This is a genomic window from Candidatus Puniceispirillum marinum IMCC1322 (genome assembly GCF_000024465.1).
GTDB classification, from domain to species: Bacteria; Pseudomonadota; Alphaproteobacteria; order Puniceispirillales; family Puniceispirillaceae; genus Puniceispirillum; species Puniceispirillum marinum.
In genome coordinates this window covers 706,939-724,061 of record NC_014010.1, presented here as the reverse complement: position 1 = coordinate 724,061, position 17,123 = coordinate 706,939, and the positions used below count along the sequence as shown (strand labels likewise).

The following is a 17,123-nucleotide window of genomic DNA, read 5'->3' as shown; positions in this document are numbered from 1 at the left end:
TTCGACCTTTCGTAGTGCAAAAGAGGATCAGAAATTATGGAATGGCAGCCAACTAGCTGGCGCTCGCACCCTATTTTGCAGGTGCCCGAATATCCCGATGCCGATAAGGTACAGATGGTCGAGAAAAAACTTTCGGCTATGCCGCCGCTTGTATTTGCTGGTGAAGCGCAAAGCTTGCGTGATCGTCTTGGCGATGTCGCCGAAGGGCGTGCCTTTCTTTTGCAAGGTGGTGACTGTGCCGAAAGCTTTGCTGAATTTTCAGCCAATAATATCCGTGACAGCTTTAAAGTGTTGTTGCAGATGGCAGTGGTTCTGACTTTCGGTGCTTCAATGCCTGTTGTGAAAATTGGCCGGATGGCAGGACAATTTGCCAAGCCGCGATCGGCACCAACTGAAATCATTGATGGTGTCGAACTGCCAAGCTACCGTGGTGACATGGTCAATGCTATGGGCTTTACCGAAAAGGAACGCGTGCCCGATCCAAAGCGGCTGTTGCGCGTTTATGAACAATCCGCCGCCACGCTCAATCTTCTTCGTGCTTTTGCCCAAGGTGGTCTTGCTGATCTGAATAAGGTGCATAGCTGGGTTACAGATTTTCTGCGTGATGCGCCTGAAACTGCAAAATTTGAAGCGCTTGCCGAGCGCATTGAAGAATCTCTTGCTTTCATGAAGGCCTGTGGAATCACCTCTGCGACCGCGCGGCCGTTGGCCGAAACCGAACTCTATACAAGTCATGAAGCGTTGTTGCTGGGCTATGAAGAGGCAATGACGCGCCGTGATACGATCACTGATGAACAGGGTTGGTATTCGACATCGGCGCATATGGTCTGGATAGGTGACCGTACTCGCCAGCCTGACGGCGCGCATGTTGAATATATGCGTGGCATTTCGAATCCAATCGGATTGAAATGCGGGCCAAGCCTTGATCCAGATGAATTATTGCGTCTGATCGATGTGCTGAATCCAGACAATATTCCGGGTCGATTAACTTTGATTGCCCGCATGGGCGCTGACAAGGTGCGTGCTGGTTTGCCACCATTGCTCAAAGCCGTGCAAAATCATGGTGCGCATGTGGTCTGGTGCTGTGATCCGATGCACGGTAATACCATCAAGGCATCAAGCGGTTATAAGACCCGACGGGTTGATGATGTTATGTCTGAAGTGCGTGGATTTTTTGATGCGCATGACGAAGTTGGCACCTATCCGGGTGGCGTACATTTCGAAATGACAGGACAGAATGTGACCGAATGTGTTGGCGGTGTTGTCGATGTAACTGAGGCGCGTTTGGGGGATCGTTATCATACGCATTGCGATCCACGTTTGAATGGTGCACAGGCGCTGGAGCTTGCGTTCCTTATTGCCGACTTGATGAAACGTCGCCGTGGTGGACAGGCTGAATTGTCGCAAGCCGTCTAAGTGTTTCACGCGTCATCGTTGCGGATAGCGGGGAGACATGATGTCAAAATTTGCCAGTACAGGGCCCACGCCAAGCGCTCAGCCTAGCTTGACGGATACCTATTTCAGACATACGCGCAATATCGTACAGACCCATGGCGATTGCGATGTGACCTATGCTGTATTTATGCGCCGACCTGTCACACTGGCTGGAAAATTGGCGTTTGACTGGCTTGAAGCGATGGCCGAAAGCCGGGGTGTCACGTTACAGATCGAAAAACTATATGCCGAAGGCGCATGGATAGGTGCAGGTGAGCCAATTTGCTATATCAGTGGCCCATTTTCAGCACTGGTCGATCTGGAAACAATATTCTTGCAACGTTTGGGGCCAAGCTGTGTAGCAGCTTACAACGCCTACAATATGTGCATTGAACTGCCGTATGTCGGGTTTTTGGCAATGGATGCACGCCATTGTGCAGGTTCGGAAATGGCTGAATTAATGGCGTATGGCGCATCGGTTGGTTCGACAAAAGCCAAGGCCAAAACAGGCGCCGTTGGGTTTATCGGGTGTGCAGCAGATGCCACAGCGCATTTCTTTGGTACCGAAAAAGGTATGGGCACTATGCCCCATGCTCTGATTGGATATGCCGGATCAACCTTGCGGGCGGCACAATTATTTCATGAAACAATCCCGGATGCACCATTAACAGTTCTGGTTGATTACTTTGGCAATGAAATCACTGATGCGCTTGAGGTAGCAAACCATTTCAAGGATATGGCAAAATCAGGTGCTTTGTCGATCCGTCTTGATACGCATGGTGGCCGTTACGTCGAAGGGCTGGATACGCAGACCTCATATGCCGTGCTTGAGCGGAATGTGCCCGAAGCAATCCGCGGATATCGAAGTGATGCCGAACTCAAGAATTTGATGGGTACGGGCGTCAGTGCAGCATCGGTCTGGCACCTTCGTGAAACGCTTGATTCACATGGATTTGAAAATGTAAAAATTGTTGCTTCAAGCGGCTTTGGCCCTGATAAATGTCGTGTGTTTTCATTGGCAAAAGCACCCCTTAATTTAATTGGTACAGGCTCGTTTCTGCCCCAAATATGGTCTGAAACCTATGCGACCGCTGATATTATCGCCTATGATAAACAGGCGCGGGTAAAAGTGGGTCGGGAATTCTTAATTCGTAAATAGAAACAGTATTATGATTGATAAACCCATCTCGATTGCGCTTGCACAGTTGAATTCTCATCTGGGCAATATAGCCGCCAATGTAGAATGTCTGATTGATGCCCGTGAAAAAGCCAATGCTGGCGGTGCGGATATCATTGTGACGCCAGAAATGTTTTTGTCTGGATATCCGTGTGATGACCTTGTCCTGCGCAGTGACTTTATGCACGAAGTTGCCGCAGGGATTGCCCGTCTGACACAGGTAACCGCTGATGGCGGTGCGGCGATCATTGTTGGTGCCCCTTATCGGGAACAGGATGGCGATGTCGTCCGTATCTACAATTCGGTATTTGTTCTTGATGACGGTAAAATTATCGGTCGGCGTGACAAGGTCAATTTACCGAATTACGGCGTTTTTGACGATAAACGAAATTTCACGGCTGGTGCAATGCCTGGGCCCGTGCTGGTACGTGGCTTAAAACTTGGTTTACCTGTTTGTGAAGATATATGGACGCCTGATGTCGTAGAATGTCTGCAGGAATCTGGTGCCGATATGATCGTATCGCTGAATGCGTCGCCTTTTGATAGCCGTAAAAATGATCAGCGAATGGCGCATGCCGTCAGCCGGACAATCGAGTCATCTTTGCCGCTTTTATATGTTAATCTAATTGGCGGTCAGGATGAACTGGTGTTCGATGGTGGGTCATTTGCCCTTAATGCAGATGGTAATCTTGCTACCCATTTACCTAGCTTTTCTCAGGCTGTGGTTCAGGTGCAAGTCAAATCTGATTTTGGTGCCCTATCTTTAACTGGCCAGATTACCCCGCCCGACGAAGATCTGGCCGCAATCTATCGTGGCTTGATGCTGGGTGTCCGTGATTATGTGCAGAAAAATGGATTTCCCGGTGTTGTGCTTGGCTTGTCAGGCGGTATTGACTCGGCGTTGGTTGCCGCCATTGCCGCCGATGCGCTTGGTGCTGATGCTGTTCATGCGGTGATGATGCCGTCACCTTATACCAGTGATGAAAGCCTTGAGGATGCTGCTGATCTTGCCAGCCGTTTTGGTATGCGCCTTGATACCATTTCAATCGGGCCAGCGATGGCGGCAATGGACGAAATGCTGGCTGATCAATTTGCGGGCAAGGATCCGGATATTGCCGAAGAAAACATTCAGTCTCGATTGCGCGGTACAATCTTGATGGGAATTTCAAATAAAAACGGTGCGATGGTCATGGCAACCGGCAATAAATCCGAATATGCCGCTGGCTACTCTACGCTATATGGCGATATGTGTGGCGGCTTTGCCCCAATCAAGGATGTCTGGAAGGTACAGGTCTTTGACCTATGCCATTGGCGTAATGCAAATCTACCTCGTGGCGCGGCAGGGCCTGAAGGTGAAGTCATTCCAAAACGCATTATCGACAAGCCACCATCCGCCGAATTGCGTCCAGATCAGAAAGATACCGACTCATTGCCACCTTATGAACGACTTGATGCCATTATGCAGGCGCTGACCGAAGACGCAGCTGACATTGATGCTATCGTTGCACAGGGCTATGACATTAAAGAAGTTGCCCAGGCAAGCCAGCTTCTGTTTCGTGCCGAATTTAAACGATTTCAGGCGGCGCCAGGACCAAAGATGACATCAATTGCCTTTGGCCGTGATCGCCGTTTACCATTAACGTCTGGATTTAGCCCCCTAAAAACGTCTATGAAGTAGGCAGGCAGGGTCTAAACCAAATTGACAACGCAGTAGCGTGACCAGGAGATAAAATGAGTGCGATAAAGGTTCGTTTTGCGCCAAGCCCGACAGGTAACTTGCATGTTGGGAATTTACGCACAGCTTTGGTCAATTATCTATTTGCCCGCAAATTTGATGGGCATTTTATGTTGCGTATTGATGATACCGATGATGAAAGATCAACAGCAGCGTTCGAAGAGTCAATCCGTGTTGACCTTACATGGATGGGCATGACATGGGCGTCCGAAGACCGTCAGTCTAACCGGCTTTTGCGCTATGATGACGCGCTGGCAGATCTGGTCGCCAAAGGGCGCGCCTATGCTTGCTATGAAAGCCCCGAAGAATTATCGCTAAAACGCAAAGCCCAGCTTGGTGCGGGGCGCCCACCTGTCTATGACCGGGCAGGCTTGAAGCTGACTGACGAAGCCAAGGCCAAATTCGAAGCTGAAGGGCGTAAACCACATTGGCGCTTTTTGCTGAATGACACTGAGGTGCGCTGGCATGACAAAGTGCGTGGCGATGTTGCCTATCACATGTCCAGCCTGTCGGATCCGGTGCTGATGCGTGAAGATGGCCGGGTGATCTATACATTGGCATCGGTGGTTGATGATATTGATCATGGCATAACACATATCTTGCGCGGGGAAGACCATGTGACCAATTCGGCTGCCCAAATACAATTATTTGAGGCGTTGGGCGCTAGCGCACCAACAATGGGTCATGTGGCATTGCTTGCTGGTGCCGATGGCGAGGGCTTGTCAAAGCGTTTGGGAAGTCTGTCTATTAATGAATTACGCGCTAACGGATTAGAACCTGAGGCGATCGCCAGCCTATTGGCACGTATTGGGACGGCTGATTCGGTTGTGCCGCAAAATGATATGGCCGCTGTTATTGAGGGGTTTGATATCAGCCGTTTTGGACGGGCGACAGCCAAATTTGATCCAGCTGAGCTTGATGCGGTGAATGCGCGTATTGTGCAGGAACTCGATTTTGACAGGGTTGCGGACAGGCTCGATTCCCTTGGCGTAGGCGGGGGTGCCGATTTCTGGGAAACGGTTAGAGGTAATGTTCGCATTGTAGGTGATGCGGCTGACTGGTGGCAGATATGTACAGCGCCGATCACGCCAGTCATGGATGCGCCAGATGTCACAACAGCGGCGGCACATCTGTTGCCTGATGGTGATCTGTCTGCCAGCATTTGGTCGGACTGGACAAAGGCTATTGCCGCCGAAACAGGTGCCAAGGGTAAGGGTCTATTTATGCCGCTTCGATTGGCACTGACTGGCCAGGCCAAAGGGCCTGAAATTGCGCCTTTGCTAGCTTTTATGGGGCGTGATCGCGTCATTGCACGGTTGCAGGGGAAGCGCGCGTGAGTGGCTTAAAACTCTATAATACGCTGACCCGGCAAAAAGATGAATTTGTACCGCTTGATCCGGCGCATATAGGCATATATGCCTGTGGTCCAACAGTTTATGATCGTATTCATGTGGGTAATGCACGACCAATCGTCGTATTTGACGTGCTGGTTCGTTTGCTACGCCGCCAATATGGCACGGTTACCTATGTCCGCAATATCACCGATGTTGACGATAAGATCATCGCACGCGCTGATGAACGTAATATGAGTATCGCTACATTATGCGCTGATACGATCAAAAGCTTTCACGCGGATACCGAAAGCCTGCTGACCAAAGCTCCCGATGCTGAACCGCGCGCGACCAAACATATTGATGGTATGGTGGCGATGATCAAAACGCTGATTGCGAATGGGTTTGCCTATGAAGCTGAAGGGCATGTTTTGTTTCACGTGAAACAAATGCCAACCTATGGTGGCCTGTCGCGCCGTAGCATGGATGATATGATTGCGGGTGCCCGTGTTGAAGTCGCACCTTATAAGCGCGATGCGTCTGATTTCATTCTATGGAAGCCTAGCTCACAAGCCCAACCCGGTTGGGATAGCCCGTGGGGACGTGGGCGTCCCGGGTGGCATATTGAATGTTCGGCAATGTCTAAATTCTATCTTGGCGAGGTGTTCGATATCCATGCTGGCGGCCTTGATCTGATTTTTCCACATCATGAAAATGAAATCGCGCAATCCTGCTGTGCGCATAATACCGATAAAATGGCTAATTATTGGCTTCATAATGGCTTTGTCACTGTCGAAGGCGAAACCATGTCGAAATCAACTGGCCATTTTGTGACAGTCGCTGATGCTGTCGCCAAACACCGTGGTGAAGTTGTGCGCTATATACTGTTATCAGCGCATTATCGTGCGCCACTTGATTTTTCGGATCATGCGGCGTTTGACGCGCGTAATAGCCTTGATCGACTATACCGTGCCGTTGGTGATGTGGCGGCTGATGAAACGAAAGTGGACGCGGCGTTTCTGGATTGTCTATGCGATGATTTGAACACGCCAGCAGCTATGGCGCGTCTGCATGAACTGGCACGGCTGGCCAATAAAGGCGATGCGGCGGCGGCCATTGCCCTGAAATCAAGCGCTGAGGTAATGGGTTTGCTGGGACAGACTGGTGATGCCTGGGGTAAAGGTGAGATAAAAGATTTATCATCAAGCATGACTCGTGAACCCACTTCATCTGCACAATTAGAGGTGGATAATAGTGATATTGACGCCAAGATAGCCGCGCGCAATGTCGCCCGAAACCGTCGTGATTTTGCCGAAGCAGACAGAATTCGTGACGAACTGGCGGCAGATGGCATACATCTTGAAGATACGGCTGAGGGGACAATCTGGCGGCGTGGCTAGCAATTCTGGTAGTCATTTGCTAGATACTGAGCAAGGTTAGTGATGTGCCATTGTGCCATCTATAGTGTCCAAAGGGAGATGCCCATATGAGTGGCGAGAGAATTTGGCTTTTTGATACAACATTGCGCGATGGTGGCCAGACCCGCGGCGTTGATTTTTCGCATGCGGATAAGATTGCGATTGCCACGGCGCTTGACGATATCGGTATCGATTATGTCGAAGGTGGCTGGCCGGGTGCAAACCCAACCGATGATGCCTTTTTTGCCAGCCCCCCAAAGCTCAAAAACGCCAAGATGGTTGCCTTTGGCATGACCCGTCGTGGTGGCCGAAGCACCGCCAATGATCCTGGATTGAATGCCGTAATTGACGCTGATGTTCCGGCGGCCTGTCTGGTTGGTAAAACATGGGATTTTCACGTCAAAACAGCGCTTAATATTACCTTTGAAGAAAATCTAGATATGATCAGCCAGTCAATTGCCGCCGCCAAGGCACGCGGGCGCGAAGCGATGTTTGATTGTGAGCATTTCTTTGATGGGTATAAATCCAATCCGGCTTTTGCGCTTGATTGCGTGAAAGCCGCACATGCTGGCGGGGCTAGCTGGGTTGTATTATGTGACACTAATGGTGGTACGTTGCCGGATGACGTTTTTGAGATTGTCAGCGCGGTTAAACAGGCTTGTCCTGACGTGGCGTTGGGTATTCATTGTCATAATGATGCTGGTGTGGCGGTTGCAAATTCGCTAGCAGCGATTCGGGCGGGGGCGCGACAGGTGCAAGGCACAATCAACGGGCTTGGGGAACGGTGCGGCAATGCAGACCTGATTTCCTTGATACCATCTCTGGTGCTGAAAACCGAATTTGAAACAGGCATTCCAAAAGATAAATTGCCAAAACTAATGGCGTTGTCGCGGATGCTGGATGAGCGATTGAATCGTGCGCCGAATGCACATGCGCCTTATGTTGGTGCGGCGGCTTTTGCGCATAAGGGAGGGCTTCATGCCTCAGCCGCGCAAAAGGATCCCAGAACTTACGAACATGTAGCGCCAGAAACAGTGGGCAATGAGCGCCATTATCTGGTGTCGGATCAGGCAGGCCGGTCAAATATGCTGGCGCGGTTTGCCGAATTTGGTATTGAGGTTGACCCAAAGGATCCGCGTCTTGACCGTCTGATCGCAGTGGTCAAGGAAAAGGAATTTGAGGGCTGGGCATTTGACTCGGCAGAAGCCAGCTTTGAATTGCTAGCCCGGCGGATGCTGGGTGAGCCAAGTGATTATTTCTCAATTGGCCGTTTTCGGGTCATGGATGAACGGCGCTTTAACGCCAAAGGTGATTTGGTCGTTGAATCCGAAGCAACCGCAACAATCGTGGTGGGCGCGGATACACATCATGAAGCCGCAGTGGGTAACGGGCCGGTCAATGCTGTCGATACGGCAATGCGCAAGGCATTGGTATCAGCTTATCCAACTCTGGCTGATGTCGAGCTTGTTGACTATAAAGTACGCATTCTTGATGCGAATGATGATCTGGCTGGTACAGGTGCGATCACCCGTGTGCTGATTGAATTTCGTGTGCCAGACGGAACCACTTGGCGCACGGTTGGCCTATCAACCAATATCATTGATGCCTCGGTTGCGGCACTTGGCGATGGGATGATCTGGAAACTGGTGCATGATAATGTGCCAGCACCCTAGGTTGTGATGCAACCCCAGAAACGCTTAATGCGGAATTGATGATGAATGATCTGATACCGATGGATGAGTGCCCGGTGGTGATACTGGCACGTCCACAAATGGCTGAAAATATCGGGGCAACAGCGCGCGCCATGATGAATTGTGGTTTACGTGACCTGCGCATTGTAAAACCGCGTGATGGCTGGCCTAATCCGGTTGCCTTGCCGATGGCGGCGGGTGGCAAATCTATTATTGAGACGGCACAGGTTTTTGATACGTTAGCCGACGCTACGCATGATATTTGCTTTATGGCGGCGGCAACAGCGCGCCAACGTGATATGCCTATCCGTGCCAGTGAGCCTCGTGCGATTGGCAGTGAGCTGGTTCAAAAAGCCAAAAAGGGGCGCGTCGCCTTACTGTTTGGCCCAGAGGCATCGGGACTTGATAATAACGAGGTTGTGCTTGCCGATGTGGCGGTGTCAGCGGCTTTAAATCCGGCTTACCCATCACTCAATCTGGCCCAGGCGGTGTTGCTACTGGCTTGGGAGTGGCGTGTGGCCGCATTATCTGACATCGGAGATGATGATCGCTCAGAGCCGAGCGACGATTCTGCTGACGATGATGATGCCCCCATAAAAGAACGCGATTATTTTTTCCAGCGGCTTGAAAACGCATTAGATGATAGTGGTTTTTTTTCGTCAACAGAGATGGCACCAGCTGTAAAACGCAATATTCGTGCATTGATAAATCGCGCCACGCCAAGCCGTCAGGAAATAGGCACATTACATGGTATTATTCAGGCTTTGACTAGCAAGCGGCGTGATCGATAGATGGTTGACAAAAGCTATGTGAATGGCTAGTTTGCGCCATTCTCGGGAACGTGGATTACACCAGCGGGGTGTGATGCCGGTCGAAAGACCCTACCGGGGCAACAAAGGAGCCAAAAATGGCAAAATCAGATCATAAGCGGCATTCCGCTAAACATAAAATTGACCGCCGTCTAGGTGTAAACCTCTGGGGTCGTCCTAAATCTCCAGTAAATGCTCGTGAATATGGCCCCGGCCAGCATGGTCAGCGCCGTAAAAAGCCAACTGACTTTGGTGTGCAGTTGATGGCCAAGCAGAAGCTGAAAGGCTATTACGGCAATATCGGCGAGAAGCAGTTCAAGAAATATTATCAGGCAGCTGCCCGTGGTAAAGGTGATACTGGCCAGAATCTTATCGGTATTCTGGAATGTCGCCTTGATGCGATCCTGTATCGTTCAAAGATGGTGCCAACAGTGTTTGCAGCCCGTCAGATTATCAACCATGGTCATATCATGCTCAACGGCAAGCGTTGTAATATCGCGTCTGTCATGCTGAAGCCAGGTGATGAAATTGCGCTGAAAGAAAAAGCGAAAACAATCCCAGCCGTGCTTGATGCCATTGCATCAGTTGAACGCGATGTGCCGGAATATGTTGACGTGAATCATGATAAATTCACAGCGAAGTTCATTCGTATTCCAACATTGGATGAGGTGCCTTATCCAGTCCAGATGGAACCAAATCTAGTGGTCGAGTATTACTCCCGCTAACATCTCTGGCGTGTTTAGGCGTCAGGTTCAAGATCATGTAAAGGGTAGCTATTTTACGGCTACCCTTTTTTGTGTAAAATTGTAGCCTGACATAAATGATCACATATATGGCTGGAGCAACATATATGACAGGTGAAGTTGTGATGGGCGAAGATGTGACGGAAAATAAAAAGGTAAACTGGCCAAAGCCATATTTTGCTGTGGTTTTTACCGCCCAGCGAAGTCTTAGCGGCGATGACATATATGAGATCACAAGTGATCGAATGATGCATCTCGCGCAACAACAACCAGGATTTCTGGGGGTTGAGTCAGTGCGTGGTGATGATGGGCTTGGTATTACTGTCTCATATTGGCGTGATCGTGACGCGATACGTGCCTGGCGCGAAAATAGTGAACATCTTATCGCGCAGGAGATGGGGCGGCAGGAGTTTTACCAATGGTACAGGGTGCGGATCGCCGAAGTGGCCGACGATCATGCATTTTTTGCTGATACAGCTATTTGATTATGCGCGGTGCCTTTGATTAGGCGGGATGCGCGTCAATGCCGTGCGTCTGAAGCATTTCGGTCAGTTCGCCTGTTTCATACATTTCCCGGATAATGTCGCAGCCACCCACAAATTCCCGCTTTACGTATAGCTGGGGGATTGTTGGCCAATCTGAATAGGCTTTAATGCCTTCACGGATCGCATCATCTTCGAGTACGTTGATGCCTCGGAATTTTACCCCAAGATGACTTAGTACACCAACGACAGCAGCAGAAAATCCACATTGTGGAAATACAGGCGTGCCCTTCATGAACAACACCACGTCCTCGCTGGCGATATCGGCGTCAATACGTTCTTTGGTTGCTGCGTCTAGCATGTTTCACTCCTTGATTGGACAGGCGGTATTCGCCATTTATTCTGCAAAATCTTAACTTACTGGCTGGTTGGTGCCGAGGTTTGTAAAGCAAGGGCATGCAATTCACCGCCCATTCGGCCGCCTAGGGCTTTATAAACCATTTGATGCTGTTGCACCCGGTTTTTACCTTCAAACGCGCTGGAAACAACCTGACAAGCGTAATGATCACCATCGCCACGTAAATCTTCAATAGTAATGACAGCATCAGGGAAAGCAGCTTTGATAAGGGCTTCTATTTCGCTTGCTTGCATAGCCATGGCTTGCTCCTTTGCTATTTGCCGAAGGTTTCATATGAAACCCCAGCTAATACTAGTTTTTCATCAGATCCGGAATGACCGATTCACATATTTTTTCTAGCTCTATCTGAGATATGGCATCGTCAGTGCCAAATTTCAATTCACCTGAGGCATTTGTTGTACCTATTTTTTGGGCTGGAACGTCCGCCGCCCTAGCCGCAGTGATAAAGTTGGTGGCATCTGTGAGGGTGACAAGATAGCGGGCTTGATCTTCACCAAAAGCCCAGCCATGGCAATGGGCTGTGTCTGGCATATCCACGTCAACGCCAATAGACGACTGCATGGCCATTTCAACAAGCGCAACCGCCAGACCACCATCACTTATGTCATGAGCTGCACTCACCGTGCCGTCTAAAATCTGACCGCGTAAAAAGTCACCATGTCTGCGTTCGGCATCAAGATCAACAGGCGGTGGGGCGCCATCTTTGCGATTGGCGACATGGCGGGCATAAAGTGACATGCCAAGCCATCCATCACCATCATTGCTGTGACCCAGCAAAACAACATCCTGACCGGCGGTGGTAAAACGGCTTCCAATCGCCCTATCGACATCATCAATCACGCCAACCATGCCAATAACTGGGCAAGGCTGGATGGCAACGCCGTCGGTTTCATTATATAGTGACACATTACCAGACACGACAGGCGTATCAAGACGCTTTGCGGCTTCGCCCATACCGACAACCGACTGCGCTAATTGCGCCATGATTTCAGGCTTTTCAGGATTGCCAAAGTTCAGGTTATTGGTAATGGCCAGAGGGGTTGCACCAATCGCTGTGATATTGCGATAGGCTTCTGCAACCGCCTGTGCGCCGCCCGTTTTTGGGTCGGCTTCGACATAGCGTGGTGTGCAATCAGTGGTCATGGCAAGACCTCGATTTGTACCATGGACGCGAATAAGCCCTGCGTCACCGCCAGGCCCTGCCATTGTATCTGCCATCACCTGACTGTCATACTGTTCGTAAATCCAGCGTCGGCTGGCAAGGTCACTTGTGCCCATGAGCAATCGCAGAATATCGCTGATACGTCCGGTTTCTACAATATCACCCGATTTGATAACAGGGCGAGGGGGCACATCAGCTTGCGGACGATCATATTCCGGCGCGTCATCAACCAATGGTGCAATGGGAATATCACAGGCAGTACCGCCATCTTTGAGAAGCACAAGACGGCCTGTATCGGTCACCTGACCAATCGGCATAAAATCGAGATCCCATTTGTCAAAAATAGCCCGCGCCACATCTGTTGCATCAGGTTTAAGCACCATCAGCATACGTTCCTGAGATTCAGATAACATGAGTTCATAGGCGCTCATCTGTTCTTCACGTGCGGGCACCAGATCAAGATCAATCTCCATGCCAAGACCACCTTTTGACGCCATTTCAACCGAAGATGAAGTCAGGCCAGCAGCGCCCATATCCTGAATCGACAGCACCGAGTCCGATGCCATCAGTTCCAAGCACGCCTCCATCAGTAATTTGCCAGTGAAGGGATCACCCACCTGTACCGTTGGTCGCTTGGATTCGGTTTCATCGGAAAATTCGGTTGATGCCATTGTCGCACCATGAATGCCATCACGCCCTGTTTTGGCGCCAACATAAATAACCGGATTACCAGCACCCGTTGCGGCGGATCGGAAAATCCGGTCGCTATTGGCCAGGCCAACGGCCATTGCATTGACCAAAATATTACCATTATAGGATGGATCAAAATTGACTTCGCCACCTACGGTCGGAATACCTATGCAATTGCCATAGCCGCCGATGCCCAAAACCACACCGCTAAGCAAATGCCGCGTTTTTTCATGATCTGCCGCGCCAAAGCGCAAGGCGTTCAACAATGCAACCGGCCGGGCACCCATGGTAAAGACATCACGTAAAATACCACCAACACCTGTTGCTGCGCCCTGATAGGGCTCGATAAAGGAGGGGTGATTATGACTTTCAATTTTAAAAACCGCCGCCAGCCCGTCACCAATGGCAACGACACCGGCATTTTCGCCAGGGCCTTCAATAACATGCGGGCCATCTACAGGCAGAGTTTTAAGCCAGCGTTTTGACGATTTATACGAACAATGTTCAGACCACATCGCCGAAAAAATGCCAAGTTCACATAAATTTGGAACGCGCCCTAGGCGCTTATTGATCAGTTGCCATTCATCTTCGGATAGACCCATCGAGGCGGCATGTTCGAAATTCATCATGTCGTTATCCATAGTCATGATGCCAATGCCTCCAGACATGCTGATAGGAGTAAAGCCCCATCACTGCCCCCCAATGCCGGAGACATAGCGCGTTCGGGATGCGGCATCATGCCCATTACACGTCCGTTGGCAGATACGATGCCTGCAATATCCCGGGCTGCGCCATTAGGATTTGCGGGGCCATGAATATCGCTTTCAATATAGGTAAAGGCTATCTGGCCATTATCTTCGAGTTTTGCCAGATCATCGTCGCTGGCAAAATAGTTACCTTCATTATGAGCAACCGGAATGGTCAGTTCCGAGCCGGCAGCCAGACCGCTGGTAAAGGGAGAGGTGATTGTTTCAGCAACCTTTATGCGGGTGTCACGGCAGACATAATTCAGGCCAGCATTGCGCAGTAGAACGCCAGGCAACATGCCGGTTTCGGTTAACACCTGAAATCCGTTGCACACACCAAGCACAGCCCCGCCTCTGGCGGCATGATCCATCACCGCATCCATGACAGGCGAGCGTCCTGCCAAAGCACCACAGCGCAGATAATCACCAAATGAAAATCCGCCTGGAATGATAATCAGATCAACTGGATCGAGGGTGCTTTCCTTGTGCCAGACAAGCTGGGGACGGCGACCTGTTAATTGTTCCATGGCGACCATCATGTCGCGGTCACAATTTGATCCAGGAAAAACGGCGATTACAACGCGCATTGCTGACATGCTCATGCTATCGCCTATTCCTGTTCCACGATATCAATGACATAGTCTTCGATAACTGTATTTGACAGCAATGTCTCACACATCCGTGCGACGCGCTGGCGCAGGCGCGCAGGGTCACTTTCGTCAATATCAAGCGTGATCTGTTTGCCGACGCGCACTTCACTTACTTCCTGAAAGCCCAGTCCGCGGAGGGAATGTTCAATAGCGCGGCCTTGCGGATCAAGAACCCCTTCTTTAAGCGATATATTTACAACGACTTGCATCTATCTGCCTTTGATTGTGATGGTTTGATTGGTTCGGAACAAAATGCTTTAACAACGTTACGGTTCAATTTTGCTGATATCGGGAATGCGGATATTAAGACGGCTGGCTATTTCCTGATAAGCCTCGATTAAGCCGCCAAGATCACGACGGAACCGATCTTTATCCATTTTCTCGTTTGTATGGATATCCCACAAGCGGCAATTATCGGGGCTGATTTCATCAGCAAGGATGATCTCGATGTCACCGTCAATTTCGATACGGCCAAATTCCAGCTTGAAATCGATCAACCTGACACCAATCGCGTGAAACAAACCGGTCAGGAAATCATTAATCCGCAGGGTATCTTCACAGATTGTTTCCAGCTCTTCGGGGCTGGCCCAGCCAAAGGTGAAAATATGTTCAGGCGCAATAACCGGATCGCCAAGCGCGTCATCCTTTAAACAGAATTCAATCAGCGTTTGAGGCAGCTCTTCACCTTCTTCCAAGCCAAGGCGGCTACAAATTGATCCTGCCGCTACGTTTCGGACAATCACTTCGATGGGTACGATTTCCAGCTGTCGTATAAGCTGTTCCCGATCATTGATGCGCGCCAGAAAATGCGTTGGGATACCCATTGCACCAACAGCCTGCATGATATGTTCGCTGATATAGTTGTTCAGCACACCTTTGCCTTTGATAACGTCTTTTTTCTGAGCGTTAAAAGCGGTGGCATCATCCTTGAAATATTGAATCAAGGTGCCGTCATCAGGCCCTTCAAAGATTACCTTTGCTTTGCCTTCATAAAGCATTGTGCGTGTATTTGATGTGGCGTCTGTCATTGTTGTTCCTAAGTAAACACACGTTCGAAAATAGTGTCAACATGCTGAAAATGCTGGTCAAGATCGAACAAAACTTCGAGCTCATCCGACGATAGGAATGTTGCAACATCGCTATCTGCTTTCAGTTTGTCCAGATAGCTACCGCCATCAGACCAGATTTGCATCGCATTGCGTTGAACCATCTTATAGGCATCTTCGCGGCTTGCGCCTTTCTGGGTAAGGGCAAGCAGAACCTGTTGTGAATGGACAAGGCCACCAAGCTGATCGAGGTTGGCCTGCATGTTCTCGGGATAGACCAGAAGGTTTTCCATAACAGCTGAAAGGCGGTGCAAGGCAAAATCCAGCGCTATGGTAGCATCGGGGCCAAACACGCGTTCAACCGATGAATGTGAAATATCGCGCTCATGCCAAAGCGCAACATTCTCAAGCGCAGGCGTTACCGCCGCCCGAACAATGCGGGCAATGCCAGTCAGATTTTCTGTGAGAACCGGATTACGTTTGTGCGGCATTGCCGATGACCCCTTCTGGCCAGCCGAGAAAAACTCCTCGGCTTCACGTACTTCGGTTCGTTGCATGTGCCGGATTTCGGTCGCCAAGCGCTCGACAGAGCTGGCAATAACACCAAGAACAGCAAAGAACATGGCGTGCCGGTCGCGGGGAATGACCTGCGTTGACACCGGTTCAATTTGCAACCCCATTTTATCAGCAACATGTTGTTCAACCGATGGATCAATATGCGCAAAGGTGCCAACAGCACCCGAAATGGCGCAGGTCGCAATTTCTTCACGCGCCTGTTGCAACCGTTTACGGCATCGTTTGAACTCAGCGTAAAATGTTGCCAGCTTCAGACCAAAGGTTGTTGGTTCGGCATGAATACCGTGGCTTCGTCCAATCGTAGGGGTGTGTTTATGTTCCTTGGCACGTTTATCCAGCGCTGTTAGCAGGCGGTCAATGCCAGATAGCATCAAATCGGAAGCCCGCGCCATTTGGACTGCCAGCGTCGTATCAAGCACGTCGGATGAGGTCATGCCCTGATGCACGAAACGAGCTTCCTCACCAACATATTCGGCAAGGTTTGTTAGAAACGCGATGACATCATGTTTGGTTTCGCGTTCAATTTCATTGATGCGGTCAATGTCAAACGAACCACGCTCCCACACGGCGGCAGCTGCCGAAGCAGGTATGACACCTAGTTGCGCTTGGGCATCACATGCGTGCGCTTCAATTTCAAACCAAATCTGGAACTTGCTCTGCTCTGACCATATGGAGGTCATCTCCGGTCGGGAATACCGCGGAATCATTCGTCTAAAATCCTTTGCGTTGTATGAGTTGTGGTTGTAACATTGGCTATCTGGAAAAGCCAGCCAAGAACTACAATTTGTGGTTATTATTGGTGAGGAAACACAAGATGCTGATAAGACGATTGATTTTTGGTGCATTGATGACTGCTGCGCGTAACCCTGCGGTGCAGAAAAAAGCAGGTGAGGCGGCACATAAGGCATTGGATCGCGCGCGACCTAGCTTGCTAAAGGCTAGCCGTAATGCAGGTGTGATGACGCGGAAGGCAAAACAGAAAATCGACGATATTACCAATGGTCGCTAGGATAGC

17 protein-coding genes are annotated in these 17,123 nt (G+C 50.1%); 10 read left to right on the top strand and 7 right to left on the bottom strand.

The genetic code is table 11. The annotated features are described in order from the left end of the window. Positions 1-36: 36 nt before the first annotated feature. The 9 genes from SAR116_RS03515 to SAR116_RS03475 all read left to right on the top strand — a co-directional run bounded on the left by SAR116_RS03515 (position 37) and on the right by SAR116_RS03475 (position 10,823). Positions 37-1,416 carry a class II 3-deoxy-7-phosphoheptulonate synthase gene (locus SAR116_RS03515; RefSeq protein WP_013045554.1) on the top strand — a complete coding sequence of 460 codons (1,380 nt, stop codon included), beginning with the start codon at positions 37-39 and terminating at the stop codon, positions 1,414-1,416. A gap of 40 nt (positions 1,417-1,456) precedes the next feature. Beyond that, positions 1,457-2,593: a nicotinate phosphoribosyltransferase gene (locus SAR116_RS03510; RefSeq protein WP_013045553.1), complete on the top strand. Its 1,137-nt coding sequence runs from the start codon at positions 1,457-1,459 to the stop codon at positions 2,591-2,593. Between the two features lie 10 nt (positions 2,594-2,603). After that, positions 2,604-4,289: an NAD+ synthase gene (locus SAR116_RS03505; protein WP_013045552.1), complete on the top strand. Its 1,686-nt coding sequence runs from the start codon at positions 2,604-2,606 to the stop codon at positions 4,287-4,289. Positions 4,290-4,342: 53 nt separating this feature from the next. Further along, entirely contained in the window at positions 4,343-5,683 is a 1,341-nt protein-coding gene (gltX, locus tag SAR116_RS03500) for a glutamate--tRNA ligase (RefSeq protein WP_013045551.1), read from the top strand. After that, positions 5,680-7,077 carry a cysteine--tRNA ligase gene (gene cysS, locus SAR116_RS03495; protein ID WP_013045550.1) on the top strand — a complete coding sequence of 466 codons (1,398 nt, stop codon included), beginning with the start codon at positions 5,680-5,682 and terminating at the stop codon, positions 7,075-7,077. The genes gltX and cysS overlap by 4 nt, the downstream gene beginning before the upstream one ends. A gap of 86 nt (positions 7,078-7,163) precedes the next feature. Further along, positions 7,164-8,768, top strand: a complete 1,605-nt coding sequence (cimA, locus tag SAR116_RS03490) for a citramalate synthase (protein WP_013045549.1) — start codon at positions 7,164-7,166, stop codon at positions 8,766-8,768. Positions 8,769-8,806: 38 nt separating this feature from the next. After that, positions 8,807-9,577, top strand: a complete 771-nt coding sequence (locus SAR116_RS03485) for an RNA methyltransferase (RefSeq protein WP_013045548.1) — start codon at positions 8,807-8,809, stop codon at positions 9,575-9,577. A gap of 116 nt (positions 9,578-9,693) precedes the next feature. Continuing rightward, positions 9,694-10,320 carry a 30S ribosomal protein S4 gene (rpsD, locus tag SAR116_RS03480; protein ID WP_013045547.1) on the top strand — a complete coding sequence of 209 codons (627 nt, stop codon included), beginning with the start codon at positions 9,694-9,696 and terminating at the stop codon, positions 10,318-10,320. Positions 10,321-10,445: 125 nt separating this feature from the next. Continuing rightward, positions 10,446-10,823 carry an antibiotic biosynthesis monooxygenase family protein gene (locus SAR116_RS03475; RefSeq protein WP_013045546.1) on the top strand — a complete coding sequence of 126 codons (378 nt, stop codon included), beginning with the start codon at positions 10,446-10,448 and terminating at the stop codon, positions 10,821-10,823. 19 nt (positions 10,824-10,842) lie between these two features. On the opposite strand, the gene grxD is transcribed toward SAR116_RS03475, so the two are convergent. From grxD to purB, 7 genes are read right to left on the bottom strand one after another with little or no spacing between them, the layout of a single operon-like run. Beyond that, on the bottom strand, positions 10,843-11,181 hold the full coding sequence (gene grxD, locus SAR116_RS03470) for a Grx4 family monothiol glutaredoxin (RefSeq protein WP_013045545.1): 339 nt from the start codon (positions 11,179-11,181) through the stop codon (positions 10,843-10,845). A 56-nt stretch (positions 11,182-11,237) separates the two neighbouring features. Beyond that, positions 11,238-11,477, bottom strand: a complete 240-nt coding sequence (locus SAR116_RS03465) for a BolA family protein (RefSeq protein ID WP_013045544.1) — start codon at positions 11,475-11,477, stop codon at positions 11,238-11,240. A 52-nt stretch (positions 11,478-11,529) separates the two neighbouring features. Next, entirely contained in the window at positions 11,530-13,737 is a 2,208-nt protein-coding gene (gene purL / locus SAR116_RS03460) for a phosphoribosylformylglycinamidine synthase subunit PurL (protein WP_013045543.1), read from the bottom strand. Then, the gene (gene purQ / locus SAR116_RS03455; protein ID WP_013045542.1) at positions 13,734-14,438 is read right to left on the bottom strand and encodes a phosphoribosylformylglycinamidine synthase subunit PurQ; all 705 of its coding nucleotides are present in this window, start codon (positions 14,436-14,438) and stop codon (positions 13,734-13,736) included. Before purQ ends, purL begins: the two co-directional genes overlap by 4 nt. An 8-nt stretch (positions 14,439-14,446) precedes the next feature. Then, positions 14,447-14,695: a phosphoribosylformylglycinamidine synthase subunit PurS gene (purS, locus tag SAR116_RS03450; RefSeq protein ID WP_013045541.1), complete on the bottom strand. Its 249-nt coding sequence runs from the start codon at positions 14,693-14,695 to the stop codon at positions 14,447-14,449. 57 nt (positions 14,696-14,752) lie between these two features. Continuing rightward, on the bottom strand, positions 14,753-15,514 hold the full coding sequence (gene purC, locus SAR116_RS03445) for a phosphoribosylaminoimidazolesuccinocarboxamide synthase (protein WP_013045540.1): 762 nt from the start codon (positions 15,512-15,514) through the stop codon (positions 14,753-14,755). Positions 15,515-15,522: 8 nt separating this feature from the next. Further along, entirely contained in the window at positions 15,523-16,815 is a 1,293-nt protein-coding gene (gene purB, locus SAR116_RS03440) for an adenylosuccinate lyase (RefSeq protein WP_013045539.1), read from the bottom strand. Positions 16,816-16,922: 107 nt separating this feature from the next. On the opposite strand from purB, the gene SAR116_RS13680 reads away from it, so the two are divergent. Beyond that, positions 16,923-17,117 (top strand): hypothetical protein, encoded by a 195-nt coding sequence (locus tag SAR116_RS13680; protein ID WP_041860741.1) that lies wholly within the window; start codon positions 16,923-16,925, stop codon positions 17,115-17,117. The last annotated feature ends 6 nt before the right edge of the window (positions 17,118-17,123 follow it).